Consider the following 24,301-nt stretch of genomic DNA (forward strand, 5'->3'; position numbering starts at 1 on the left):
GCCGCTCCCACAGGGTCGTGGTGAAGCAGACACAGATCTGAAGGGGAGTTTTGTAATGAACAGGACCATCAAATTCGCCAGTGGTGCCTTGGTTATCGGGGTCGCGCTGATCTGGATGGGTGTGGCGAGGACGTCGCCCCCGGTCATGCTCAGCGATGTCGCGCTGCCCAACACCTGGACCGGACAGACCCTTGAGCGTGACGGCGTGTCGGTGGCGCTCAACGTGCGGCCATTGGCCGAGGACGGCGTGCTGCGCGAAGGCGAGTTTGCCGACGTGCAGTTCCGCGTCACCGACAAGGCCTCGGGCCAACCGCTGGCCGGCGTCGCGCCCGGCGCCTGGCTGGACCCGGAAGCCACGGCCGCCGACCAGGCCCAGGGCCGCGAGAAAAGCTGCAAGGCCCGGGTCGGGGTGTTCCTCAAATCAAGCATCGGCGCGCGGCCGCTGCTCGACCTCAACAGCTACTTCCTGCTGGTGATGAACCGCGATGCCAGCGTCTCGGTGGTCGATCCGTCGGTGTCGGTGGGCGGCATCACCAGCACCATGGCGCGGATCGACATCAAGCAGCCACCGATGGACTGGGTCACGCCACGGGACAATAAACGCGTCTTCGTGTCGATGCCGACCGCCAATGAGGTCGCGGTGATCGACAGCGAACAATTCAAGGTCGTCGACTCGGTGGCGGCCGGCAGCAACCCGGTGCGCGTGGCCCTGCAACCGGACGAGCGCCTGCTGTGGGTGGGCAACAATGCCAGGACCGCCGAACAATCCGGGGTCACGGTGATCGACACCGCCAGCCACAAAACCCTCAAGCACCTGGCCACCGGCGGCGGGCACCATGAAATCGCCTTCAGCAAGGACAGCCGTTTTGCCTTCGTCACCAACCGCGACGACGGCACCCTGAGCATCATCGATATCGCCAGCCTGACCCTGGTCAAACAACTCAAGACCGGTTCGCACCCGTTGTCGGTGGTGTACTCGCCGCTGTCCGGCGCCGCGTATGTGGCCGACGGCAAGGACGGCACCGTCACCGTGGTCGACGCCGCGAGCCAGTCGGTGCGGCGGGTGATCAAGCTCAAGCAGGGCCTGGGCCCGATGGGCTTCAGCGCCGACGGCCGTTTCGGCATTGTGCTCAACACCCTGGAGAACCAGGCCTCGGTGATCGACGCCGCCACCGATTCGCTGATCCATGACCTGGACGTGTCCGCCGAACCCTATCAGGTGGTGTTCACCAAGGCCTATGCCTACGTGCGCGGACTGGCCTCGCCCAAGGTGACGATGATCAACCTGTCGTCGCTGGGTGAAAGCCGCAAGCCGATCAGCCAGGGCTTCGAGGCGGGCACCCAGCCGCCACGCCTGGCCGGAGACCTGCCGCTGGCGTCGAGCCTGGCGGTGTCGCGGGACGAAAACTCGGTGTTCGTGGTCAACCCGTCGGACAACACCACTTACTTCTACGCCGAAGGCATGAACGCGCCGATGTCCGGTTACCCCAACCGCGGGCAAGTGGCGCGGGCGGCCATGGTAATCGACCGCAGCCTGCGCGAAGTCGAGCCGGGGCTGTACAGCGCGCGGATCAAGCTGCCCGCCGCCGGGCGTTTCGACGTGGCGTTCCTGCTCAATCAACCGAACATCATCCATTGCTTCAGCACCGTGGTGGAGGCGAACCCGGGCATCGCGCAACACGCGGGCGTGCCGAAAGTGGAGTTCATGCTCGACCAATCCACCGCGGCCCTGGGCAGCCCTTACGTGGTGCGTTTCCGCATCGTGCAAGGCAAGCAGAAGGCCCAGCGCAGCGGCGTCAAGGACGTTCAGGTGCGCTACTTCCTGGCGCCCAGCTCACGGCCTCAACTCGTCGCGGCACGGGACGTCGGCAACGGTGTGTATGAAGCCCCGGTGACGCTTGACCAGAAAGGCGCCTGGTACCTGCACGTGCGTGCGGCCTCCCTGGGCGCGACCTTTGACGACCAGACGTTTGCCAGCGTTCGGGTGCTGCCCGGCGAAACTCATTGAGAGGACATGGACATGAATCGATTTGCACATCGTGGACTGCTGACGCTCTGCCTGTTGGCCGTGGGAATCGGCCAGGCGCTGGCGCATTCGGCCGATGAACACGCCGGTCACACGCCGCCCAAGAGCGCCAGCGCCGAAAGCGCCCAGGTCAAATTCGCCGACGTGGCGCTGGTGGACCAGAACGGCAAGACCGTGCGCCTGGAGAAAGACCTGGTCAGCAACAAGATCGTGGTCATGAGTTTCATCTACACCAGTTGCACCACGGTCTGCCCGGTGGTGTCGTCGATCATGGGCAAGGTGCAGAAACAGCTGGGCGCACGGGTGGGCACCGAAGTGCAACTGGTGTCGATCAGCATTGACCCGCAGCGCGACGACGCCAAACGCCTGAACGACTACGCCCGCACATTCCAGAACGGTCCGGGCTGGAGCTGGATCACCGGTTCCCCGCAGTCGGTCAACGAAACCCTCAAGGGGCTGGGCAGCTTCAGCGGCGACTTCAAGAATCATCAACCCCTGATCCTGGTGGGCGACGGCAACAGCCGCCACTGGATGCGTTACTACGGCTTCACCGATCCGGCGGTGCTCACCCGTGAGGTCGAGAAGCTCAGCGGCCAGCGCAACGCCCACGCCAAGCACACAGCCATTGCCATGGAGCATCAGCCATGAAAGCGCTCGCTTCGATCCTCCTGACGATGGGTTCTTGTGTGATCAGCTTCCTGGCGCTGGCCCACGAAGGGCATGGGCAACCGGCGGCGGCACCGGCAACGGCGGCGCCCGAAGCGGTCGCGGCGCAACCGGCAGGCGGCACCCGTGACGCCAAGACCTGGTTCACCGACACGCCGCTGCTGGACCAGAACGGCAATACCCTGCGTTTCTACAGCGATGCGTTGCAGAACCGCGTGGTGCTGCTCAATGTGATTTTCACCAGTTGCAACGATGCCTGCCCGTTGATCACCCAAAAGCTCAAGCAAGTGCGTGAAGTGCTGGGTGACAAGGCCGACGGCATCACCTTTATTTCCCTTACCAGTGATCCGCTGCGGGACACGCCAGCGGTGCTCAAGGCTTACACCTTGAAGCAGGGCGTCGATGGGCCCCACTGGCTTTTTCTTACCGGCGACAAGGCACAAATGGACCTGGTGCTGAGCCGTATCGGCCAGATCGTGCCGACGCCCGAGCAACATTCAACCCAGTTGATCGTGGGTGATGTGGCCAACAAACGCTGGAGCAAGATCCGTCCCGATGCCCCGGCCGCCGCCATTGCCCAGCGCTTGCAGTTGCTGGCAATGCCCGTGGCCGGTCGTTGAGTCTGCGCCATGAAAAGCGCCCTCATCCTCGGTCTGCTCCTCCTCGCAAACGTTGGCATGTATGCCCAGGCGTTGCCGCTGACCCCCAGCGAAAGCGCTGGCAAGCGGCTGTACCGCGAGGGGGTGTCGGCGAGCGGTGAGCCGATCATGGCTCGGGTCGGGGCGTCGGGCATGTTGCTGCCGGCCACCAGCCTGCCGTGCGCCAACTGCCACGGTGCCGACGGCCTGGGGCGCCCGGAGGGCGGGGTACGCCCGCCGGAACTGACCTGGACGCGGCTCAGCAGCAGCTATGGCCAGCAGCAGATCAACGGGCGCACCTACCCGGGGTATTCCGAACGCACGCTGGCCCGGGCGATCCAGGAGGGGCGCGACCCGGGCAACAATCGGCTCGACCCGGCGATGCCGCGTTTCGTGCTGTCGATGGGCGATCAACGTAACCTCACGGCGTACCTCAAACGCCTGGCCGATGACCGCGACCCGGGCTTGAGCCCCGACAGCCTGCACCTGGGCACGTTGTTGCCAAGCACCGGGGCGCTGGGCGAGGAGGGCGCCACGGTGGCGGCGGTGCTCAAGGGCAGCGTGGCGCGCATCAATGAAGCGGGCGGGATTCACGGGCGGCAGTTGCGCCTGACCATCCTCGACCCGGGCCCGGACCGTGCCAGCGCCGAACGGGCGCTGAATCGACTGATCGAGCAGGAACAGGTATTCGCCCTGGTCGCCCCGCTGGCGCCGGCACTGGATGCCGAGTTGGCACCGCGCCTGGACAAGGCCGGCGTGCCGCTGATCGGAACGCTGTCGTTGCAAGGCACAGCACAGGCCAGCCGGCAAATCTTCGAACCGCTGCCGGGGCTGCGCGAGCAGATGATTGCCCTGGCCAATTACGCCGCCGCCAGCCTGCGGGTGCTGCAAGGGCCGACGCTGATCGCCTACCCGGACGAGCCCGGGCAACGCTTGGCCGCGGAGAAACTTGCCCAGTACCTGCAAGACAACGCGTGGCAGAAAGTGCGCCTGCAAAGCTACCAGTCGACGCAGGACGAATTGCCACTGGGTTCGCGCTCGGTGTTCTACCTGGGCAACGGCGGCGGTTTCAGTCGCCTGGCCGCGCGCTTGCAGACGGCGGGGCAGGTGCCTTACCTGTTCGCCGCGTCGAATCAGGTCGCCGGTGACTTGCTGCAAATGCCCAGCGGTTTCTCCCGGCGGGTGTTCCTGGCGTACCCGTTCGTGCCCAGCGACTGGACGCTGGCCGGGCGCCTGGCCCTGACCCAGTTGCGCGAACGCCAGCGCCTGGGCGGCGAACATGCGGTGCTGCAAGTCGGCGCGCTGAGTTCGATGATGTTGCTCAGCGAGGGCATGAAGCAGGCCGGCCGCGACGCCAGCCGCGAAAAACTGGTCAGCGCCCTGGAGGGCCTGCATGACTTCGATACCGGCCTGACGCCGCTGATCAGCTTCGGACCGGGCCGCCGGCTGGGCCTCAATGGCGCCCATGTCGTCACCGTGGACCTGCCCGACCAGCGCTTCTACCTGGTTGCCCCCTATAAACCCATCACCGCCATGCCCTGACCGGAGGCCGAAGATGAAACTCAAGACTGTGCTGATCCTGTTGACCTTCTGGGTGCCTGCGGCGTTCTGCAGCAATGGTCCGGTCGCGGCCCGGGTCAATGGCGAGGAAATTTCCCAGATGCGCCTGGAGCGGTATTTTGCCGAGTACCTGGAGGATCAGGGCCGGGCGGTCGCCAGCATCCGCAACCCCACGGCGTACAAACAGCTGCGCAAGGCCGCCCTGGACGCCTTGATCGACAAGGAACTGCTCTGGCAGGAAGCCGTCAAGCGCGGGGTGGTGATCAGCGATGCCACGGTGCAGAGCCAGGTGGAACAGACGCGCCAGGGCATGGGCGGCGCGCAGGTGTTCGCCCGGCGCCTGGAAGACGCCGGCTTCGATGAGGCTGCGTATATCGAGTACACCCGCCGCGATATGGCGGCCCAGCAGGTGTTCGCCGAACTGACGAAGGTCGGCGCGCCGGACGAAAAACAGGTGCGGGCGTTTTTCGAAGAACATCGCGCCGAGATGGGCCGGCCCGAGGAAATCCAGGTCAGGCATATCCTGATCAAAGTGCCTCAGGGTGCGGAGGCTTCCACTGTAACGTCAGCGAGACTACGCTTGGAGGCAATGCGTACGACTATCAATCAGGGTGCGGGTCGCCCGGGCACGGATTTCGCCAGCGTTGCCCGCAGCGGTTCAGAGGACGAATCTGCCAGCAAGGGCGGCGATCTGGGCTTTTTCCCGCGCGGGCGCATGCTGCCTGAATTCGAAGCGGCCGCGTTCGCCCTGTCACCGGGGCAAATCGGCGAGCCGGTGCGCACGGCGGTGGGATGGCACCTGATTTATTTAGAGAACCGAATGGAGGCCAGCGATGTCACACAGGAGCAAGGACTTGACATGGTTCGGGCTTATCTTGCCCGACAGAAACAGGTTCAAGCCCGTCTACAGGTGCTGGCACAACTGCGTTCCAGCAATCGGATCGAACGGATCGACGACGATTGAGCGGTCCCCCAGAAGTGGGGAAAAGCTTCAAGGCGCACCCGTCCGGTTTTCCCCGCAATTGGGGGGTGGGGTACGTGGACGAAAAGGCATTGTCAGTAAATTCAAGGACATGAAGACATAAAATGACCGGCGCTCAGCCTGGCATGAAGTGTGCGTTAGACCTATCAAGGCGCGCACTCCGCCAGGCTCGGTATTCGGACCTGCGGTTTCAAGGAGTCCACCTTGTTAAACAAAGTACTGGTTGTTGAAGACGAACAGCTGCTAGCGGAAAACCTCCAGGGTTACCTGCAGGCGCAAGCGCTGGAAGTCCGGATAGCTCACAACGGTGAAACAGCCATCGGCGAAGCCGAACGTTTTTCACCCGATGTGATGGTGTTCGATTACCGCTTGCCTGATATGGAAGGTTTTGAGGTGCTCGATGCCGTCCGCCAGAACAGGAATTGCCATTTTGTGCTGATCACAGGGCACCCCACCGCAGAAGTTTGCGAAAGGGCCCGGCAACTGGGAGTCAGCCACATCCTGTTCAAACCCTTTCCGTTGGCGGAATTGGCCCGTGCAGTGCTTGATCTTCTGGGGATGCAGCGCGAACCCAACACGGGCGTGAGCAGTTCCGAAGGCTTTGTCGAACGACGCCAGAGCAGGACCGAAAGTTTCCCGCTGCAGTTGTACGACGGTAGTTGGGTGCTGGCGGATCGCCGACGAAGTACGGCCTCCAAAGCGCCAGACGACGAACAACTGCTCACCGGGGAGTAATGGCGCGACAAGACGTTCCGGCAACTGCCGCAATGGCTCGCCGCGCCGACAGGGCTCAAAGCCCCGGGCGTTGGAGAGCAAGCCATGGACCGTCTGTCACTTGTCGTCGATGCAGTGCCGCTGGAGTGTGTACCCACCCGCTTTTCCAGTGAGCAATTGGCCCAGGCGCGAGCCCTGGCCACCAGTTCTGGTGAACGTGTCCTCAATGCCCTCGGCGAGCTGTGCGAACTGGCCCCCATGCCGTTCATCCAATGCCTTGGCGCTACCCTGCATTACCCGGTGCTCGACACCGACAGCCTGTTTCAAGCCACCCCGGTGTTCGACCGGGTCACCCTGGCCCAATGCCTCAAGCGCGAATTCACCCTGCTGCGTCACAACGAACAGGTCATCGGCGTGTTCGCCGACCCCTTCGACACCGCGCGCCTGGCCTGGATCGACGATTGCCTGCACGGCGCGCCGCTGTACCTGGTGCACGCCGACGACCTCAAGGCCTACCTGGCGCGCCACGAAGAGAGCTTCCACGCCGTGGAATCGCTCAATGCCCAGGCCGACGGCAATACCGAAATCGATACCCTGCAAAGCCTGTCGCTGACCAGCATCAGCGAAGATTCGAGCGTGGTGGTAAAGCTGGTCAACTCGACCCTCTACGACGCCTTGAAAATGCACGCCAGCGACATCCACCTGGGCACCACCGGCAGCGGCCTGGTGATCAAGTACCGGATCGATGGCGTGCTCAACAACATCAGCAAGATCCAGGGCAGCGAGTTCGCCGAACAGGTGATTTCCCGGGTCAAGGTCATGGCCGAACTGGACATCGGCGAAAAACGCGTGCCCCAGGACGGTCGCTTCAAGATCGGCATCAATGGCCGGCAGATCGACTTCCGGGTGTCGATCATGCCGAGCATTTTCGGTGAAGACGCGGTGCTGCGGGTACTGGACAAACAGGACCTGGCCGACAAGGTCTGCGGCGTGCAGCTGCAAGCCCTGGGCTTCGAAGAGGAAATCCTGCGCCAACTGCGCCGCCTGGCCGCCGAACCCTACGGCATGGTGCTGGTCACCGGCCCGACCGGCAGCGGCAAGACCACCACGCTGTACGCGATGATCACCGAGATCAACCACGGCGTGGACAAGATCATCACCATCGAAGACCCGGTGGAATATCAACTGCCGGGCGTGCTGCAAATCCCGGTCAACGAGAAAAAGGGCCTGACCTTCGCCCGTGGCCTGCGCTCGATCCTGCGTCACGACCCGGACAAAATCATGGTCGGTGAAATCCGCGACCCGGACACCGCACAGATCGCCGTGCAGTCGGCGCTCACCGGTCACCTGGTGTTCACCACCATCCACGCCAACAACGTGTTCGACGTGATCGGCCGTTTCACCCAGATGGAAATCGACCCCTACAGCCTGGTCAGCGCGCTCAACGCCGTGCTGGCCCAGCGCCTGATCCGCCTGGTGTGCGCCAGCTGCAGCGCCGCCTACACCCCGGACCAGGAAGAGCTGGAAGCTTCCGGCCTCGATCCGCAACAGGTCGCGCACTACCACTTCGTCCATGGCAAGGGCTGTGGCCATTGCCGTGGCACCGGCTACCGCGGTCGCAGCGCGATTGCCGAGCTGCTGCACCTGGACGACGAACTGCGGCAGATGATCGTCGAGCGCCAACCGATTTCGAAAATCAAGGCCCACGCCTGCAAACGTGGCTTGCGCCTGCTGCGCGAATCCGCGCTGGAGCTGGTGCAACAGGGCCGGACCACTCTCGAGGAGATCAATCGTGTCACTTTTATCTCGTGAGCGTTATGTCGCCGTCATCGGCGCCAGTGGTGTCGGCCTCGGTCAGCGCCAGGGCAGTCAAACCCTGTGGCTGGGCAGCGTCGGCTTCATCGATGAAGGGTTTCATGCCTGGGCCGTGGCCCTGGAAACCCTCGACTGCCTGCTGGGCGAACATGCCCGGGCTGGTGCCGAGTTGACCGTGGTGGTCTCGGGCCACTTCAGCCGCTTTTGCCTGGTGCCCTGGAGCGACCAGATCAACAGCCCCGACGAACTGCAAGGTTTTGCCCAGCTGTGCTTCGAAGACCTCTACGGGGTGCCGAGCCAACCCTGGAACCTGGTGCTGTCGGCGGAACCGGCCGGCTACGACCGGGTCGCCACCGCGTTGCCCCAGGACTTGCTGGAGCGTCTGCGCAGCCTGGTCAGCGGTCGCGGCCTGCGCCTGCGTTCGGTGCAGCCGTACCTGATGGCGGCGTTCAATCATTTCGACAAAAGCTTCGACGCCGGGGACTTCCTGTTCGTGGTCGCCGAGCCGGTGCGCAGCGTGCTGCTGGTAGCCCGTGAAGGGCGCTGGACCTCAGTGCGCTCGGTGGGCAGCAGCGACAGCGATGCCGCACTGACCGCACTGATCGGCCGCGAAAGCCAATTGCAGGCTTCCACCAGTGAACGGCCGCTGAACGTATACCTGCACGCCCCGGCGCGCATGGACTCGCACCCCGACGTACCGGGTGTGCACCTGCGGACCCTCGAAGAGGACCGGACAGCCGTACACGATTGCCTGTACGTCATGTCCCGGGCGGTGGCCTGACATGCGCGCCCTGACGCTCGACTTTCAACCGCGCCGCCGCTCGACCCCGTTGGGCTGGAGCCTGCTGGCCGGGGGCGTGGTGCTGGCGCTGAGCTGCACCCTGATTCAACAGCACTTCAACGGGGAGGCCGAACAACAGCAAGGTCATCTGCAAACCACCCAACGCGTGCTCAGTGGCGACACCGGCACCAAGGTCAGCCTGACCCCGGCGGAAACCCGCGAGCAGGCACAGAACCTGGCCGAAATGCGCAAGGTGTCGCAGCAACTGCGCCGCCCCTGGGAACGCCTGTTCGCCACGCTCGAAGCCATGCCCCGCGACAACGTTGCCTTGCTGACCCTGACGCCGGATGCCCGCAAGGGCCAGGTGCGGATCAGCGCCGAGGCACGGGACCTGGACGCCATGCTCGACTTCCACCGGCGCCTCGAAGCCAGCGACGAGCTGTCCGATGTGTCGCTGCTGAGCCACGAAATCGTCGCCAATGTGCCGGAGCAACCGGTGCGCTTCAACCTGTCGGCTACCTGGGAGATCGGCGATGCAAATCCCTAGATTGATCGTCCACGAATACCTGCAACGCCTGGGCGTGCCTGGCCTGGCGGGGTTGGCCCTGCTGGTGCTGGCGCTGGGCTGGGGCCTGGTCGGGTTGTTGCCCGACTGGCAGTCGCTGCAAAACCTCCACCAGCAGACCCGCGAAGCCAGCGAGTACCTGGCCAAGGTGGAAGACGGCACGGTGGCGGCGCCGGTGGTGCCGCAGCGTCAGCTCGACGATTTCCGCAGCAAGTTGCCGTCCCAGCCCCAGGCCACCGTGGCCATCGACAAGATCTACGCGCTGGCCGCCCAGGAACGCATCACCCTGGCACGGGGCGAGTACTCGCTGGGCATCGATCCGAAGACGCACCTGGCGCGCTACCAGATTCTGTTGCCGGTGCGCGGCAGCTACCCGCAACTGCGGCGTTTCCTGCACGCCTTGCTCGGCCAGTTGCCGGCGGTGGTGGTGGAGGACGTGGAGTTCCAGCGCAAGAAGATCGCCGACACCGACCTGACCGGGCGGATCCGCATGACCCTTTACCTGTCGAGGTCATGATGAACAACAAACGCGCAGTGGGTTGGGTGGCGTTCCTCGGCGTGGCCGCGGCGCTGACCTGGTTCCCCGAGTACTTCAAGCAGGCCGACGACAGCGACGCCGAAGTGGTCGCCGTGGCCGCACCGGCCAAAGACAAGGTCAAGGGTGCGCTGCCGGCGGCCAAAGCCTCCGCTGCACCCGTGGCGATCAAGGACCTGAGCCCGGCCGGCGACCTGTTCGCCGCCCGCAGCTGGAAGGCGGCGCCGGCCCTGGCCAGCGTCAACGAACAACCTGTCAACGTCGCCCCGGTGGTGCAGGCCCCCACTGCACCGCCGATGCCTTTCCAGTTCATCGGCCGGATGGACGACCGTACCGACCTGCAAGTGTTCTTGCAGAACGGCGAGAAAATCTACGTCGTGCGCAAAGGGGATGTGATCGACGAAACATGGAAGATCGAGGGGATTTCCGACATGGAACTGAGCCTGGTCTATTTGCCTCTGCATTTGTCCCAGACGCTGTCTGTAGGGAGCGCACAATGAACACATTCCGTTTGCTGATGAGCATTGGCCTTTGTGCCGGGCTGGCCGCCTGCAGTTCGGCGCAGATGGCCAAGGACGAAGGGGTTGACCTGATGGAGTCGGGCCAGTACGAAGCCGGTCTGGCGCGGATCCAGGAGGGGATCCGGGAAAATCCGCGCGATACCGAACTGCACCTGGCGCTGACCAGCGGTCGGGCGCGTGCGGTGACGGCGCTGCTGACCCAGGGTGACATGGAACGTGCCCAGCGCGACTTTGCCTCGGCCCGCCTGACATACGGTCGGGTGCTCACCATCGAACCGAACAACCGTCGGGCCCAGGATTCCATTCGCCAGCTTGAACACATGCGCAGCCTCGATGAAAAACTCGAGCTGGCCCGTGGCGATCTGCGTCGCGGCGATATCTACGGCGCGGATCGTCAGGTCAAGCAGATCCTCGAACTGGACCCGAACAGTCAAGGCGCCCTGGAACTGCAAAGCGATATTCGCCTGGTGCAAAGCCGCAACGTGGTGCCTTACCCACAACTGCGTACCCGTCTGGACAAACCGGTCACCCTGGAATTTCGCGACGCCAACCTGAAAACCATCTTCGAAGTGCTGTCCCAGGTCGCCGGCCTGAACTTCATCTTCGACAAGGACCTGCGCCCGGACATGAAAGCCACCATCTTCGTGCGCGACGTGCGCATCGAGGATGCCGTGGAACTGCTGCTGCAACAGAACCAGCTGCACCAGAAAGTGGTGAACGAAAACACCCTGCTGATCTACCCGGACTCGCCGCAGAAGCTCAAGGATTACCAGGAGCTGGTGATGCGCACTTTCTACCTGACCAGCATCGATGCCAACACCGCGTTGAACATGGTCAAGACCATGCTCAAGACCCGCGACGTGTTCGTCGACGAACGCCTCAATACCCTGACCATGCGCGACACCGGCGACGCCGTGCGCATGGCGGAAAAGCTCCTGCAGTCGCAAGACCAGTCCAACCCCGAAGTGGTGCTGGAAGTGGAAGTGATGGAAGTGGCCACCCAGCGGATTCTCGACCTGGGCCTGCAATGGCCGAACACCTTCGGTGTGGTCAACAGCGACGGTTCGGCGGTGACCCTGCTTGACCAGCTCAAGGGCATCAACTCCAGCCGGATCACTATTTCGCCGTCGCCACAGGCCAAGATCAACGCCCAGGACAACGACATCAACACCCTGGCCAGCCCCGTGATCCGCGTGAGTAACCGTGAACAGGCGCGCATTCACATTGGTCAGCGCGTGCCGATCATCAGCGCCACATCGGTGCCGTCGACCCAGGGACCGGTGATCACCGAAAGCGTGACTTACCTGGATGTCGGTCTGAAACTGGAAGTGCAGCCCACCGTGCACCTGAACAACGAAGTGGCGATCAAGGTCGCGTTGGAGGTCAGTAACGCCACGCCGCTGGAACCGACCCGCCAGGGCACGATTCCGGTCCAGGTCGATACCCGCAACGCCCAGACCACCCTGCGCCTGCACGATGGCGAAACCCAGATCCTCGCGGGCCTGATGCGTAACGACCATGGCGCCACCGGTAACAAGATTCCCGGGCTGGGTGATATCCCGGGCCTGGGTCGTCTGTTCGGCAGCAACAAGGACACGGTCGGCAAGTCGGAGCTGGTGCTGTCAATCACCCCACGGGTGGTGCGCAACTTGCCATACCAGAGTCCGTCGGACATGGAATTCACCACCGGCACCGAAACCAGCATGCACATCCAGGCGCCTGACCGCCGGTTCGAAGCTATGGATCAGCCAGCGGCCGCCCAGCCATCTTCGGTCCAGCCTGCGCGCGCCGACCGGCCGGTAGCCGCCAACACCCATGTTGAAGTCAGCGTCGGGAAGCCTTGATCATGAACGCCTCGCAACGCGGTTTTACCCTGATCGAAGTCGTGGTGACGCTGGCCCTGGTCGGCCTGCTGGCCGGCATGGCCGCGCCCCTGACCGAGACCGTGGTGCGCCGGGGCAAGGAGCAGGATCTGCGTACCGCGCTGTACCAGATCCGCGATGCCATCGACGCCTACAAACGCGCCTTCGACGCCGGTTATATCGAGAAGTCGCTCAACAGCAGCGGCTACCCGCCGAACCTCAAAGTGCTGGTCGATGGCGTGCGTGACGTGCGCAGTGCCAAGGGCGCCAAGTTCTATTTCCTGCGGCGCATCCCCCACGACCCGCTGGCGGTCGCCAAGCGGGACGACGAAGGGGGCTGGGGCCTGCGCTCCTATGACAGTTCGGCCGAAAACCCACGCGATGGCGAGGACGTGTTTGACGTCTACTCTAAGGCTCGTGGCAAGGGTCTTAACGGCATCGCCTATAGGGAGTGGTGAGCTATGCGCCGGGAAAAGGGTTTTACCTTGTTGGAACTGATGGTGGTCATGGCAATCATCGCCACCCTGATGACCATCGCCTTGCCGCGCTACTTCAATAGCCTGGAGGCCTCCAAGGAGACCACCCTGCGCCAGAGCCTGTCGTCGATGCGCGAAGCGCTGGATCACTACTACGGCGACACCGGGCGTTATCCCGATTCCCTCGAACAACTGGTCGAGCTGCGCTACCTGCGCAACCCGCCGATGGACCCGATTGCCGAACGCAAGGACACCTGGGTGCTGGTGGCACCGCCCGACGGCGTCGCCGGCGGGGTGGCCGATATCAAGAGTGGTGCCACAGGGAGGGCGCGTGATGGCAGCCTTTATTCCGAGTGGTAGGCCTGCGTCAGAGGACGGCTTCACCTACCTGGGTGTGCTGCTGCTGATCATGGTGATGGGCATGGGCCTGGCCAGCGCCGGCGAGTTGTGGGCCACGGCCGCGCGGCGTGACCGTGAACGCCAGTTGCTGTGGGTCGGCACCCAGTACGCCCAGGCGCTGCGCAGCTATTACCGCAGCTCGCCAGGCCTGGCCCAGTACCCCAAGGAACTCGCGGACCTGTTGCAGGACGAGCGTTTCCCCAGCGCCAGGCATCATCTGCGCCAGCTCTACCCGGACCCGATTGGCGGCGGCGAATGGTCCCTGATGCGCGGCTTCGACGGGCGCATCACCGGCATCAGCAGCCCGTCCACGGACAAGCCGCTCAAGCAGGTGGACTTCCCGGCGCAGTGGTCGGATTTCAACGGCATGGCCAGCTACAAGGATTGGCAGTTCGTGGCCGAGAAGGCCTTTATCGATGGCGCCTCGGGCCCGGTCAAAGGCCAGTCCACCGCGCCCCAGGCGTTGCAGCCATGAACCGCTTCTGCCTGGCGTTGATCCTGGTGCTGTGCACCTCGGTGTCCCCGGCCGCCGAAGAGGACGAAATGATGGGCTTCATCATCGACGACACGATCTCGCACATCGGCCACGACTTTTACTACTCGTTCAGTGAACGCCTGCGCGCCACCAGCCCGATGGATTTCAACCTGGTGGTGCGCGAACGACCTTCGGCTCGCTGGGGCAGCCTGGTGACCGTGGAATTTCAACAGCGATTGGTTTATCGGCGTTTCCTGCCGCCGAACACCGTGGAGCTCAAGGACGAGGCCTATGACGCCGCCGACTGGGTACGCGGACAGATTGTCCAGCGCAAGCTGGAAGCCTTGTTGCAGGACACCACGGACCTTGAGAGGGACGAACTATGAAAACCAAGACTTTTTTGCTGCACACGGGCTGGTGCCTGCTGGGGCTGGGTGGCTGCGCGCTGGTCCAGGCCACGGAGCTGGTCTACACGCCGATCAACCCATCCTTCGGCGGCAACCCGTTGAATGGCACCTGGCTGCTCAACAACGCCCAGGCGCAGAACGACTACGACGACCCTGACTTGAAAGACCGCGCCTCGGCGACCGGGACGTCGGCCCTGGAGCGCTTCAGCGCCCAGTTGCAATCGCGGTTGCTGGGGCAATTGCTGGACAACATCTCCACCGGCAACACGGGGAGCCTGTCCACGGACGCGTTCATCGTCAACGTCGTCGACGACTCGGGGGCACTGAGCATTGTCGTGACCGATCGAGCGACCGGCGAAGTTTCGGAAATCCAGGTGAATGGCCTGGCCCCTTGATGGGGCGTCAGGTCAACGGGGAGTTAAGGACATGAAAAAAATAATTTTGCTGGGGCTGATGTTGGCGGCATTACAAGGGTGCAGTCTGCGCGAGCCGATCGGCGCCGAGCAGGACACCGAAACCCCGACCCTGACCCCCAGGGCCTCGACCTACTACGACCTGATCAACATGCCACGACCCAAGGGCCGGTTGATGGCGGTGGTGTACGGCTTCCGTGACCAGACCGGACAGTACAAGCCGACCCCGGCCAGCTCGTTTTCCACCAGCGTCACCCAGGGCGCGGCGAGCATGCTGATGGACGCCATGCAGGCCAGCGGCTGGTTCGTGGTGCTGGAGCGCGAAGGGCTGCAGAACCTGCTGACCGAGCGCAAGATCATTCGCGCCTCGCAGAAAAAGCCCAACACCCCGGTGAACATCCAATCTGAACTGCCTCCGCTGCAAGCGGCGAACATGATGCTCGAAGGCGGGATCATTGCCTACGACACCAACGTCAAGAGCGGCGGGGAAGGGGCGCGATACCTGGGCATCGACATTTCCCGCGAGTATCGCGTGGACCAGGTCACGGTGAACCTGCGGGCGGTCGACGTACGCAGCGGCCAGATCCTGGCCAACGTGATGACCAGCAAGACCATCTACTCCGTGGGCCGCAGTGCCGGGGTGTTCAAGTTCATCGAGTTCAAGAAATTGCTTGAGGCCGAAGTCGGCTACACCACCAACGAACCGGCGCAGTTGTGTGTGCTGTCGGCGATCGAGTCGGCGGTGGGGCATCTGCTGGCCCAGGGGATCGAGCGGCGGTTGTGGCAGGTGGCGGGGGACAACTCGGCGCCCGCGGCGAATGAGACGCTGGATCGCTACCTGACCCAGAACAAGGTGGTGCCCGAGGAGCAGCAGTGACCGGGGCGGCCTTCGGCAGGGGGCAAACTGTAGGAGCGAGCTCTGCTCGCGATGGACGTAAACGATAACGCGTGCTGTCTGAATGAACGCGTTGTCCAGACGTTTTTCGCGAGCAGGCTCGCTCCTACAGGTACGAGGCGGCCTGACAGCCGACCTGTCTCTTGCTGACTGAGTACATATCCATTGCTGCGGTCACGGCCGCTAAGGGTTTCGCCCTTACGGCGAGTCACTTGGAAAAACGGAACGCCGCCCGGCCCCAAGTAACCAAGGGCTCTTGCCCCACCACTCGGTGCCTCGCTTGGGCTCGGCATGCCCGATCGAAGGCATTGCTCCGTGGGTCGCCGCGATGGGCCGTCCCTGGCCCAGCGCGGCTAAACCGGCGTCCTGCCGGTTTACCCACTGCGCACTGCCTGCGTTCGGCCATCGTGGTTTAACGGGGCGCTCAGATCAAAATCAAAAGCCAAAGCGAGGCGGCCTGATAGCCGACCTGATTGTGGGTCTGTCCGCGATCCCACTGTAGGAGCGAGCCTGCTCGCGAAAATCGCCCGGACAACGCGTTCATTCAGGCCGCCCGCGTTATCGTTGACCTCCATCGCGAGCAGGCTCGCTCCTACAGAAAAGCGCTTGCATCTTTTGGTTTCTGTAGGACGTGGACCCAGGCTACATCGCCTTGCGTCGCTACCTGCAACTGCGCCAGAATCCGCCGGTTTGTGCGCCTTGGCGCCAGTCTCCCACCCCCAATCCCCCCGAATCAACGACCATCCCCCACAACCCCAGCTCCCTGTTCCACATCGCCCAGAACATCAGAACCGAAGACTTGCTGGCCTACGCCTGTGAATCCCTGGCATCGGCCAGTGTCATGGCCAGCGATCTGGCCACCTTTCTCGACGGCCCGCAGCGCAGCACTTTATTGGGCATCCAGCAGGTGATCATGCTGGCGGACCTGGCGGTGAACCGGGCACTGGATAACCTCGATCCGCAGGGTTGACCTGTAGGAGCTGCCGAAGGCTGCGATCTTTTGATCTTGATCCTGAAAATCAAAATCAAAATCAAAAGATCGCAGCCTTCGGCAGCTCCTACAGGGGATTGTGTACAGGCATAAAAAAACCGCGACCCTCCCCAAGGGCCGCGGTTTTTTCATGCCTCGCGATTACCGCTGCAACGTGGTCGCCTGGTTGGCGGTACCAAACTGTTGGATGTTGGCGGTCTGGCCCATGCCGCTCTGGTCGACGCTGGCGATGTTGCCGGTGCCGCCCTGGGTGACGTAGGCCACGTTCATGCTGTCAGCCTGTTTGACGGTGATCATGTTGTCCTCGCCATACAGTTGGGTGGTGAACGCCTGGTTGCCGAGGCCTTCCTGGTTGAACTCGGTGCTGTTGCCGGTGCCGTTGGTGCTGCCTTGGGCCAGGTTGGTGGTACCGCGCTGGTCGGCGATCAGGATGTTGTCGGTGCCGTTCTGGTCGAAGTACAGCTCGTTGAAGGAATTGGTCTGGCTGACCGTGGTTTTGTTGCCGGTGCCGGTCTGGTTGGTGGTCATGATGTGGCCGATGCCGTCCTGTTTGAAGCTGGCGACGTTGCCATCGCCGTTCTGGTTGACGGTGGCGCGCTGGATGTTGCCGAACTGGCCGCCCAGTTGCGGGCCTTTCCAGTTGCTGGCGTAGACCTTGTTATCGTTCCCTACCGAATTGGCGTTCAGCACGTGGCTGTCGCCGCTCTGGTAAGTGAAGTGCACGTTACCGGTGCCTTGTTGATAGAGGGCGACAGTGGAGCCGAGGGACTCGAACTGGTCGGCGTAGATGGCGTTGAGGTCGCCCACTTGCAACACAGTGGCCACGTTGTTTTCGCCATAGCTCTGGTCGACGATGGTTTCGTTGGTGTTCCCGTACTGGTTGATGGTGGCTTTGGAGTCGAGCTGGGTGTCTTGCCAGACTTCGGTGCCGTTGTTGTCGCCGTACTGGTTGATGTTAAGGTTGCCGCCCGTGCCGTAGCGCTGGTCGCCGTAGGCATAGTTGGTGCTGCCGGCCTGGTTGATCTCGATCTTGCCACCCATATGGGCGATCTGTTCGGCGGTGGCGTAGTTGGTGTCGCCGTACTGGATGATCACGGCGGAGTTGGCTCCGCCCAGCTGGATCTGTTCGATGTTGGCTTCGTTGCTGTCGCCGTACTGGTAGGTCTTGCCGGTCGTGCCTTCCTGACTGTCCTGGTAGACGAACGAGAAGTTGCCGGTGCCTTCCTGTTGCTGCAGCACTTCGCCGCCGCCCACACCGATCGACTGGCTGGCGTGGCTGGTGTTGAAGCCGCCGATCTGGTTCTGGGTGATGGTGCTGTTGTCTTCGAACAGTTGCTCGGCGTAACCGGCGTTGTAATTGCCGGTCTGGGTCTGGGTAATGGTGCTGGTGGCCGAGTCCTGCACGGCTGCCGCGTTGTTGCCTTCACCCATTTGCGTTTGGGTGGCGGTACTGAACGGCGCCTTGGTCTGTTTGACGTCGGCGATGTTGGATTCACCGTACTGGTTTTGGGTCGACACGCTGTTATCGGCCAATGCCTGGGCACTGACCACGACCAGGATGGCGGCGGTAATGGGCGTCAGTTTGAACATGATGAAACCTCCAAGTGGTGCAGTGCTTTAGCGATATTGAGTGATCGATACGCTCATTCCATTGCCTGCCTGGGTCACAGCGCTTTGCTGCCCCGTGCCAGCCTGGACGATGTTGGCGTTGTTGTTATTGCCGTTCTGGGCGATCTGCGCGCGGTTGTGGCTGCCGGTCTGGGTAATGGACGCGGCGTTGCCGGAACCTTGCTGGGTGATCAAGGCCATCAGGTCGCTGCCTTGTTGCAGGATGTAGGCTTCCTGATTGCTGCCCGACTGCACGATCTGGCCGAGTAACGACTGGCCGTTCTGTTGCAACATGGCGATGTTGGCCTGGCCGTTCTGGTCGATCAGTGCCTGCTGGCCCACCAGGGGTGGCAGCTCGCCAAGATCGGCGCTGGGCGCCAGGTCATCGTTCTCCATCAAATCGTCGGCGCGCACGCCTGCGCTGCTGCAGAGCAGTAGCAGGCAGAGCAGGGCGGCGGTCGACGTTTTCATGGCATTGCGCTCTCTTAGAAAACTGTCCTGGTGGGAAGAACCGGCCCCCTCCACTCACCGAGTGAAGGGGGCGAAGGCTCAGTTCGAGATCACCTGCACCGTGCGCACGGTGCCTTGGGACGAGGTGATGGTGGCGGTCGGGTTGGCCGATGGAACCACCGTGGTCAGGTTGTTTTGCGTCAACCGCCAGCGACCGGTCACCGGCACCGTGGTGGTGCCCAGGGTTTGCAGGCCGGTTGGCGTGGTGACCTGAACGGTGATGGTGTTGCCGGTGGTCACCGACGACGTACCTGCGAAGTCCCAGGTGAAGCGGTTATTGGAGCGGGCCGACACCGTCGCCGTGGTCACCGCGAAGGTTTCCGCGGCAGGCCGTGGCGAGACTTGCACCGTGACCGTGGCCGGCGCCGTCGACACAGCACCGAAGCTGTCCCGGACGAAGTAGGTGAAGGTCGTGGTGAAGGCCGTGGTGACCGTGGCCGGTGGGGTGTAGGTCAGGACCGTGCCGTTACTGGTGACGGTGCCGCGACCTGTCGGTGGTGGAGTGAAACTGGCGATTGCCAGCGGTGTGTTGGTTTCCGGATCGGTGTCGTTCAGCAGCACGTTGATGGGAATGGCTACACCCAGGGTCGAGACGCTGTCGGGGTTGGCCACCGGAGGCTGGTTAGGCGCCACGGTGATGGTCACGGTTGCCGGGGTGGTCGAAGCCAGGCCTTTTTTGTCTTGAGCCTTGTAGGTGAAGGTCGCGGTCAGCGGCGCATTGACCACCGCTGGTGGGGTGTAGACGACGGCGGTGGTGCCGCTCAGCGCCACGGTGCCCTGGCCGGTGGCCGGTGGGGTCAGCGCGGTGATGGTCAGCGGCGTATCGCCGTCAGGGTCGCTGTCGTTGGCCAGCAGGTTGAGGGTGATTGGCACCCCGAAGCTGGTGCTGCCGGTGTCGGCGACGGAGATCGGCGCCTGGTTCTCGCCGCTGTCCGGTGCCGCGCCGACCACAACGACTGGCTCGGTGTCACTGCCGCCCGCCGCCGATTTGATGGTCACGGTGGCCGGTGGCTGCATCAGGTCGGCAACCGTCAGGGTTTGCAGGGTGCCGGATTTGGACAACCGTCCGTAGCCCTGGGCGACCATGTCCGGCACCACCACTTCATCGGTGGAGGTGGCTTCGATCAGCAGGCTGTGATTGCTCCAGTTGTAGCGAGCGGTCTGCACTTTCACCACGTCGGTGACTTTGCTCGACACGGCCGTTGGTTTTTTGGTGGGGCTCGGATCGGTCGCGGTGACCACCACCACCGAAGGCACAGTGGTCCCCGTCAGGCGACTGGCGAAGAACTGGCCGTTGTTATCGCCGAGCATGCTGGTCAGGCAGGGCGAAGGCGTAGATCCGGGAACCAGTGCCACGGTTTCGCGAAAGCACAGGGTCGAACTGTTTCCGGATTTGCCAAAGACTTCTACCCGGGTACTGCTGGTGCCCGGACCCGAAGAGGTGCGACGGTAAGTGGCGCGTCCGATTTCCACGGGGGTTGGATCGCGGCTGTCGAGTATCTTGCCGGACACGGTAAACAGGTTGGTCTGGATGGTCCCGGTCGGACCCTGGACGCTCAGGAAGTTGGTGTTGAACGGGCTGCCGGTGACGGCTTCGGAAAGGTTCGGGTCGCCGACGAATTTATCCAGGGTCTGGGTGTCCGGGTTCATTTCGGCGTAGGGGGCGTTGATGCTTTGCAGGAAGGGCCCGACCTGACCGTTGAGGGCACCCGAGAAGTTGCCCGGTGCGCCAATGCCGATGTCGCGGGTGATGTTGATCGCCCGACGGCCCGGCGTGGTGACGTTGACCGTTTCCACGCCGTATGGGTGGGTGATGATGTAGGTCCCGGCGACAGGTACGTTCACCCGCAGGCGAATCCGCGCGAAGCTGGCCTGATCACCGTCGACAGGGTTTTCCGCGGCAAACGCCGCTTCGATCCCGGCCACGTAGGCATCCACGCCAAAGCCGCCGACATCGTTGATGCTGGTCTCGGCAAGGTACCAGAACGCTTCCGGTGGCCAGTTATCCGGGAACACCATCGGCTGGGTATCGTCGAAGACCCCTGGCTCAGGGTTCAGGATGCACATGTAGGCGGGCGCGCCAGGAGCGCCGGGTGCCCGCGAGCTGGTTGCCCGTGACTGGCACAGTTCCAGCTTGAGCATATTGTTGTCCTGATACCACATGGGGAATTTCCCCGTGGCATAGGTGTAGGGGCCGGGGTCGACGGCAGCGAGTTGCGCGAACGCACTGCCCGACAGCGAGAGAGTCAGCCCGAGCGCGTTGAGCGCGAAGCGTGGCCACTTGTTCATGATGCCTCCTGATGCGGATCTGGGCATGAGAGCGTTCATTGCACGATGACCACTTCTTCGGTATCGGTGCCGCCATTGGCTGACGTCACCGTGACCTTGGCTGGTGGAATCGGCGTGATGCCGGTCGACAGGATTTTCTCCGCGCCATCACCGCTCAGCTCGCCGATGGCGGCACCGGTGCCGGAAGTGGCGATGAGTCCGGGGGGCGAGGTCTCATCGCTGCTCGAGGCCACGATGGTGAGCAGACCGCCGTTGAGCTTGTATTCGGCACGGGAAATCACCACCAGGTCGGTCAGTTTCGGGGACACGGTGGTTGGCGTGCTGGTGGGAATGGCCAGGTGGTTGTCGGCGGTCACCTGCAAAGTTTTCGGCAACGTCGGGTTGGTGGAGGACTGGGCGTACCAGTGGCCGGTGCTGTCGGCCTCGGTCAGGTTCAGCACCGGGCTGTTGCTGTCCAGGGTCACGGTGGCCGGCGGTGGCGGGGCCATCACGAACACGTCCTGCTGGGCAATCGGAGCGCTTGATCCGGCCTTGCGCGAGTAGGTGCTGCGCTCGGCAATGATCGGGGTAGGGCGGGCCACCGTCGACAATTTGCCGGAAATGGCCATCACCGTCGTGCGCAAGTCCAGCCCGTTGGGCCCTTCGATGCGGATGAAGTTGGTGTTGAACGGGCTGCCGGTGAAGGCCTCTTCCAGGTTCGGATCGCCGACGAATTTATCGGCTTGACCGGTGACCGGGTTGGTCTCGGTGTATGGGCCGTTGAGGCTGCGCAGAAACGGACCAATGTCGCTTTTGAGCGCGCCGTCGTAGGTTTTCGGCGAGCCGATGCCGATGTCGCGGGTCATGTTGATCGCGCGGCGTCCACCGGCCGGAACGTCAAAAATGTCGACGCCGTAAGGGTGGGTGATGGTGTAGGTGCCCGCGGTGGGCACATCGACCCGAATACGAATACGGCCAAAACTGACCTGATCACCTTCGTGCACGTCTTCGGCGGCGAAGGCGGCCTCGACAGCGCTGACGTAAGTCAGGTCAATACCCCGGGCGGCGTCGACGATTGAACCGTCGCCGGTGAACCAGAAGGTCTCATCGGGAAAGTTGTCAGGAAAAGCAATGGGCTTGGTGTCGTCGAAAACACCGGGGGCCGGATTCAAAATGCACATGTAGGCGGGTGCGCCAGGTGCGCCGGCAACCCTGGAACTGACAGCTTTTGACAGGCACAGGTCGAGGGTTCGACCGTGGGTGTCCTGATACCAGGCGGCAAAGCCACCGGTGTCAGGTGAATAGGGTCCGGGATCTACAGCAAACATCGCGGCCTGGGCAGCGCCTTGGGCCAGAGCGGTCACAGCCAGAGCGATCGCAGTTTTGGACAGTAAAGGGTGCATGTGTATTCCCTCTATCAGAGTACCTGCCCCTTGGATGTGGGTCAGTTGGGAGGGTTTCGGCAACTCTTGTGCCAATCCGTGAAAATGCCCGTGAGAGGCCCGGTACACAGGGGTTGACCTGACAATGGGGGGCCGTCCCCCCAGTGTTGGGAACGGGCCTCTTTCCCCAGGATTGGGGGTAGATGGGGATAGCGGGGCAGGCGGGGAATGGGGGGGAAGTTGCCGCCCGAAGTCGGGCAAACTGCCAGCAGTGGGCTATAACCTATAAGGGCATTCGGGGCCGCCATTGGGGAAAGGGCATTCATGACCACGCTGGCCAAGACACTTGAACCCGACAAGGGTGATATCCGGCTGAACTCGCGCAAACAGCCGTTCAATCTGCTGCGCTGGTTTTCGCTCATCAGCATGGCGGTGATCGGCACGGTGGCGGTGGCGCTGGGCTCGGTGTCGACCAAATTCGTGATCACTGAAAGCGTGCAGCGCGATGCGTTGCTGACCTCCCAGTTCATTCAGGCGATCGCCTCGGCCGAGGTGCGCCACGTGGCGATTCCCAACGTGCGGACCATGGGCGAACTGCTCGACCCGCGCAAGGACCGGGACTTTCCCGACGTCGATCCGCTGGCCCGCGCCAATGCCCGTGGTGAGTTCCTCGACCACATCGAACACTTGCCCGACGTGATCCTGGCCAACATCTATGCCCCCGACCGCATGGTGATCTGGTCCACCAACCCGGCGTTGATGGGCACCACGATCCATGCCGACGAGGACCTCGACCAGGCTTTCGCCAACAAGATCCCGGTGTCGGCCAGCTACCACGATGTCGACAAGTCGCGCATGGAGCAGAAGTTCATCACGCCGCCGGAATACATCTTCATCGAAAACTACATTCCGCTGTTCGACGCCGACGGCAAGAACGTCACGGCCATGGTCGAGATCTATAAGGAGCCCAAGGATCTGATCAGCCGCATGGAGCGTGGCCTGGTGCTGATCTGGCTGGCCACGGCGCTGGGCGGCGGCCTGATTTATTTCGGCTTGTACTGGATCGTGCGGCGCGCGGCGATTCTGCTGGCGACCCAGCAAAAGCAACTGATCACCAACGAAACCTTTGTCGCCCTGGGCGAGATGTCCTCGGCGGTGGCGCACAGCCTGCGCAACCCGCTGGCGACCATTCGCTCCAGCGCCGAACTGGCGCTGGAGTTCGACGATGGCGCGGCGCACAAGAACATCAAGGACATCATCGGCCAGGTCGATCGCATGTCGAAATGGGTCCGCGAACTGCTGCAATCCTTGCGCCCGCTCACAGACGAGGCCGAGCCGGTCAACCTGGTGGCGTCGCTGTATGACAGCCTCATGGCCTTCGAGCAACAGATCGCCAAGGGCAGGGTCAATGTGGTGTTCGAGCCCAAGGAAACGCCGATGGTGCTGAGCCAGCAGGTGCAGCTGACGCAGATCCTCAACAGCCTGGTGGCCAACGCACTGGAGGCCATGGACGAAGGCGGGACGCTGACCGTCACCCTGGAACCGACCGATGCCCGTGGCGTGTGCGTGGTGGTCAGCGATACCGGCAAGGGCATGACCGAGGAACAACGGAAAATGGCCTTCCGGCCGTTTTTCACCACCAAGCAGGGCGGGCTCGGGGTCGGGCTGGTCCTGGTCAAGCGGATCATGGAACGCTTCGGCGGCGCCGTGGCCCTCGACAGCCGTGAGGGCGAGGGGACCAGTGTTCGGCTGTCATTCAAGCTGGTGCCCTGAGGTTGGCGGTTTTTTTTTGGGGGGGGGAAGGCGTACATA

24 protein-coding genes are annotated in these 24,301 nt (G+C 63.1%); 20 read left to right on the forward strand and 4 right to left on the reverse strand.

All coding sequences use genetic code 11. The features are described from left to right. Positions 1 to 55 precede the first annotated feature (55 nt). From F8N66_RS16970 to F8N66_RS17070, 19 genes are all read left to right on the forward strand, one after another. Positions 56 to 2,008, forward strand: a complete 1,953-nt coding sequence (locus tag F8N66_RS16970; protein WP_191623010.1) for a YncE family protein — start codon at positions 56 to 58, stop codon at positions 2,006 to 2,008. Positions 2,009 to 2,020: 12 nt separating this feature from the next. Continuing rightward, positions 2,021 to 2,674 (forward strand): SCO family protein, encoded by a 654-nt coding sequence (locus F8N66_RS16975; RefSeq protein WP_150771271.1) that lies wholly within the window; start codon positions 2,021 to 2,023, stop codon positions 2,672 to 2,674. Next, positions 2,671 to 3,312 carry an SCO family protein gene (locus F8N66_RS16980; protein ID WP_150771272.1) on the forward strand — a complete coding sequence of 214 codons (642 nt, stop codon included), beginning with the start codon at positions 2,671 to 2,673 and terminating at the stop codon, positions 3,310 to 3,312. The genes F8N66_RS16975 and F8N66_RS16980 overlap by 4 nt, the downstream gene beginning before the upstream one ends. Before the next feature lie 9 nt (positions 3,313 to 3,321). After that, complete coding sequence (locus tag F8N66_RS16985; protein WP_150771273.1) at positions 3,322 to 4,872, forward strand: ABC transporter substrate-binding protein; 1,551 nt, start codon at positions 3,322 to 3,324, stop codon at positions 4,870 to 4,872. Between the two features lie 13 nt (positions 4,873 to 4,885). Continuing rightward, entirely contained in the window at positions 4,886 to 5,854 is a 969-nt protein-coding gene (locus F8N66_RS16990; RefSeq protein ID WP_150771274.1) for a peptidylprolyl isomerase, read from the forward strand. Between the two features lie 222 nt (positions 5,855 to 6,076). After that, positions 6,077 to 6,607 (forward strand): response regulator, encoded by a 531-nt coding sequence (locus F8N66_RS16995; RefSeq protein ID WP_150771275.1) that lies wholly within the window; start codon positions 6,077 to 6,079, stop codon positions 6,605 to 6,607. 84 nt (positions 6,608 to 6,691) lie between these two features. Continuing rightward, complete coding sequence (locus tag F8N66_RS17000; RefSeq protein WP_150771276.1) at positions 6,692 to 8,398, forward strand: GspE/PulE family protein; 1,707 nt, start codon at positions 6,692 to 6,694, stop codon at positions 8,396 to 8,398. Beyond that, entirely contained in the window at positions 8,379 to 9,182 is an 804-nt protein-coding gene (locus F8N66_RS17005; RefSeq protein ID WP_150771277.1) for a hypothetical protein, read from the forward strand. The genes F8N66_RS17000 and F8N66_RS17005 overlap by 20 nt, the downstream gene beginning before the upstream one ends. Before the next feature lies 1 nt (position 9,183). Then, complete coding sequence (locus tag F8N66_RS17010) at positions 9,184 to 9,729, forward strand: PilN domain-containing protein (RefSeq protein WP_150771278.1); 546 nt, start codon at positions 9,184 to 9,186, stop codon at positions 9,727 to 9,729. Then, positions 9,716 to 10,264, forward strand: a complete 549-nt coding sequence (locus F8N66_RS17015; protein ID WP_150771279.1) for a GspMb/PilO family protein — start codon at positions 9,716 to 9,718, stop codon at positions 10,262 to 10,264. The genes F8N66_RS17010 and F8N66_RS17015 overlap by 14 nt, the downstream gene beginning before the upstream one ends. Next, complete coding sequence (locus F8N66_RS17020; protein ID WP_150771280.1) at positions 10,264 to 10,782, forward strand: hypothetical protein; 519 nt, start codon at positions 10,264 to 10,266, stop codon at positions 10,780 to 10,782. Before F8N66_RS17015 ends, F8N66_RS17020 begins: the two co-directional genes overlap by 1 nt. Continuing rightward, on the forward strand, positions 10,779 to 12,647 hold the full coding sequence (locus F8N66_RS17025) for a secretin N-terminal domain-containing protein (protein WP_150771281.1): 1,869 nt from the start codon (positions 10,779 to 10,781) through the stop codon (positions 12,645 to 12,647). The genes F8N66_RS17020 and F8N66_RS17025 overlap by 4 nt, the downstream gene beginning before the upstream one ends. A 2-nt stretch (positions 12,648 to 12,649) precedes the next feature. After that, entirely contained in the window at positions 12,650 to 13,123 is a 474-nt protein-coding gene (locus F8N66_RS17030) for a type II secretion system protein (protein ID WP_150771282.1), read from the forward strand. Positions 13,124 to 13,126: 3 nt separating this feature from the next. After that, positions 13,127 to 13,501 (forward strand): type II secretion system protein, encoded by a 375-nt coding sequence (locus tag F8N66_RS17035; RefSeq protein ID WP_150771283.1) that lies wholly within the window; start codon positions 13,127 to 13,129, stop codon positions 13,499 to 13,501. Beyond that, on the forward strand, positions 13,476 to 14,015 hold the full coding sequence (locus tag F8N66_RS17040) for a type II secretion system protein (protein WP_150771284.1): 540 nt from the start codon (positions 13,476 to 13,478) through the stop codon (positions 14,013 to 14,015). Before F8N66_RS17035 ends, F8N66_RS17040 begins: the two co-directional genes overlap by 26 nt. Continuing rightward, the gene (gene csgE, locus F8N66_RS17045; RefSeq protein WP_150771285.1) at positions 14,012 to 14,401 is read left to right on the forward strand and encodes a curli production assembly/transport protein CsgE; all 390 of its coding nucleotides are present in this window, start codon (positions 14,012 to 14,014) and stop codon (positions 14,399 to 14,401) included. The genes F8N66_RS17040 and csgE overlap by 4 nt, the downstream gene beginning before the upstream one ends. Continuing rightward, positions 14,398 to 14,817, forward strand: a complete 420-nt coding sequence (locus F8N66_RS17050; RefSeq protein WP_150771286.1) for a curli assembly protein CsgF — start codon at positions 14,398 to 14,400, stop codon at positions 14,815 to 14,817. The genes csgE and F8N66_RS17050 overlap by 4 nt, the downstream gene beginning before the upstream one ends. A 31-nt stretch (positions 14,818 to 14,848) precedes the next feature. Beyond that, entirely contained in the window at positions 14,849 to 15,712 is an 864-nt protein-coding gene (locus tag F8N66_RS17055; RefSeq protein WP_150771287.1) for a CsgG/HfaB family protein, read from the forward strand. A 760-nt stretch (positions 15,713 to 16,472) separates the two neighbouring features. Then, positions 16,473 to 16,700: a DUF6124 family protein gene (locus F8N66_RS17070; protein ID WP_150771604.1), complete on the forward strand. Its 228-nt coding sequence runs from the start codon at positions 16,473 to 16,475 to the stop codon at positions 16,698 to 16,700. Between the two features lie 162 nt (positions 16,701 to 16,862). Here F8N66_RS17070 and F8N66_RS17075 read toward each other — a convergent pair whose 3' ends face one another. From F8N66_RS17075 to F8N66_RS17090, 4 genes are all read right to left on the reverse strand, one after another. Next, the gene (locus F8N66_RS17075; protein ID WP_150771289.1) at positions 16,863 to 18,311 is read right to left on the reverse strand and encodes a curlin; all 1,449 of its coding nucleotides are present in this window, start codon (positions 18,309 to 18,311) and stop codon (positions 16,863 to 16,865) included. Positions 18,312 to 18,338: 27 nt separating this feature from the next. Further along, on the reverse strand, positions 18,339 to 18,800 hold the full coding sequence (locus F8N66_RS17080; protein ID WP_150771290.1) for a curlin: 462 nt from the start codon (positions 18,798 to 18,800) through the stop codon (positions 18,339 to 18,341). A gap of 78 nt (positions 18,801 to 18,878) precedes the next feature. Continuing rightward, positions 18,879 to 21,128 carry an Ig-like domain-containing protein gene (locus F8N66_RS17085; protein WP_150771291.1) on the reverse strand — a complete coding sequence of 750 codons (2,250 nt, stop codon included), beginning with the start codon at positions 21,126 to 21,128 and terminating at the stop codon, positions 18,879 to 18,881. Between the two features lie 35 nt (positions 21,129 to 21,163). Next, entirely contained in the window at positions 21,164 to 22,510 is a 1,347-nt protein-coding gene (locus tag F8N66_RS17090) for a hypothetical protein (RefSeq protein ID WP_150771292.1), read from the reverse strand. Positions 22,511 to 22,813: 303 nt separating this feature from the next. Here F8N66_RS17090 and F8N66_RS17095 point away from each other — a divergent pair, with 303 nt between their 5' ends. Further along, positions 22,814 to 24,262, forward strand: coding sequence for an ATP-binding protein (locus F8N66_RS17095; protein ID WP_150771293.1), 1,449 nt, complete (start codon positions 22,814 to 22,816; stop codon positions 24,260 to 24,262). The last annotated feature ends 39 nt before the right edge of the window (positions 24,263 to 24,301 follow it).

The organism is Pseudomonas fluorescens, from assembly GCF_902498195.1.
Classification (GTDB): Bacteria; Pseudomonadota; Gammaproteobacteria; order Pseudomonadales; family Pseudomonadaceae; genus Aquipseudomonas; species Aquipseudomonas fluorescens_BU.

Bases quoted from the DNA above. Each gene is read 5' to 3' on its own strand.
- F8N66_RS17035 (WP_150771283.1), top strand. From the start codon at position 13,127: ATGCGCCGGGAAAAGGGTTTTACCTTGTTGGAACTGATGGTGGTCATG.
- F8N66_RS17085 (WP_150771291.1), bottom strand. From the start codon at position 21,128: ATGAACAAGTGGCCACGCTTCGCGCTCAACGCGCTCGGGCTGACTCTC.
- F8N66_RS17080 (WP_150771290.1), bottom strand. From the start codon at position 18,800: ATGAAAACGTCGACCGCCGCCCTGCTCTGCCTGCTACTGCTCTGCAGC.
- F8N66_RS17020 (WP_150771280.1), top strand. From the start codon at position 10,264: ATGAACAACAAACGCGCAGTGGGTTGGGTGGCGTTCCTCGGCGTGGCC.
- F8N66_RS16975 (WP_150771271.1), top strand. From the start codon at position 2,021: ATGAATCGATTTGCACATCGTGGACTGCTGACGCTCTGCCTGTTGGCC.
- F8N66_RS17000 (WP_150771276.1), top strand. From the start codon at position 6,692: ATGGACCGTCTGTCACTTGTCGTCGATGCAGTGCCGCTGGAGTGTGTA.
- F8N66_RS17075 (WP_150771289.1), bottom strand. From the start codon at position 18,311: ATGTTCAAACTGACGCCCATTACCGCCGCCATCCTGGTCGTGGTCAGT.
- F8N66_RS17030 (WP_150771282.1), top strand. From the start codon at position 12,650: ATGAACGCCTCGCAACGCGGTTTTACCCTGATCGAAGTCGTGGTGACG.
- F8N66_RS16980 (WP_150771272.1), top strand. From the start codon at position 2,671: ATGAAAGCGCTCGCTTCGATCCTCCTGACGATGGGTTCTTGTGTGATC.
- F8N66_RS17050 (WP_150771286.1), top strand. From the start codon at position 14,398: ATGAAAACCAAGACTTTTTTGCTGCACACGGGCTGGTGCCTGCTGGGG.
- F8N66_RS17040 (WP_150771284.1), top strand. From the start codon at position 13,476: ATGGCAGCCTTTATTCCGAGTGGTAGGCCTGCGTCAGAGGACGGCTTC.
- F8N66_RS17095 (WP_150771293.1), top strand. From the start codon at position 22,814: ATGACCACGCTGGCCAAGACACTTGAACCCGACAAGGGTGATATCCGG.
- F8N66_RS17025 (WP_150771281.1), top strand. From the start codon at position 10,779: ATGAACACATTCCGTTTGCTGATGAGCATTGGCCTTTGTGCCGGGCTG.
- F8N66_RS16970 (WP_191623010.1), top strand. From the start codon at position 56: ATGAACAGGACCATCAAATTCGCCAGTGGTGCCTTGGTTATCGGGGTC.
- F8N66_RS17010 (WP_150771278.1), top strand. From the start codon at position 9,184: ATGCGCGCCCTGACGCTCGACTTTCAACCGCGCCGCCGCTCGACCCCG.
- F8N66_RS17015 (WP_150771279.1), top strand. From the start codon at position 9,716: ATGCAAATCCCTAGATTGATCGTCCACGAATACCTGCAACGCCTGGGC.
- F8N66_RS16985 (WP_150771273.1), top strand. From the start codon at position 3,322: ATGAAAAGCGCCCTCATCCTCGGTCTGCTCCTCCTCGCAAACGTTGGC.
- F8N66_RS17090 (WP_150771292.1), bottom strand. From the start codon at position 22,510: ATGCACCCTTTACTGTCCAAAACTGCGATCGCTCTGGCTGTGACCGCT.
- F8N66_RS17055 (WP_150771287.1), top strand. From the start codon at position 14,849: ATGAAAAAAATAATTTTGCTGGGGCTGATGTTGGCGGCATTACAAGGG.
- F8N66_RS16990 (WP_150771274.1), top strand. From the start codon at position 4,886: ATGAAACTCAAGACTGTGCTGATCCTGTTGACCTTCTGGGTGCCTGCG.
- csgE (WP_150771285.1), top strand. From the start codon at position 14,012: ATGAACCGCTTCTGCCTGGCGTTGATCCTGGTGCTGTGCACCTCGGTG.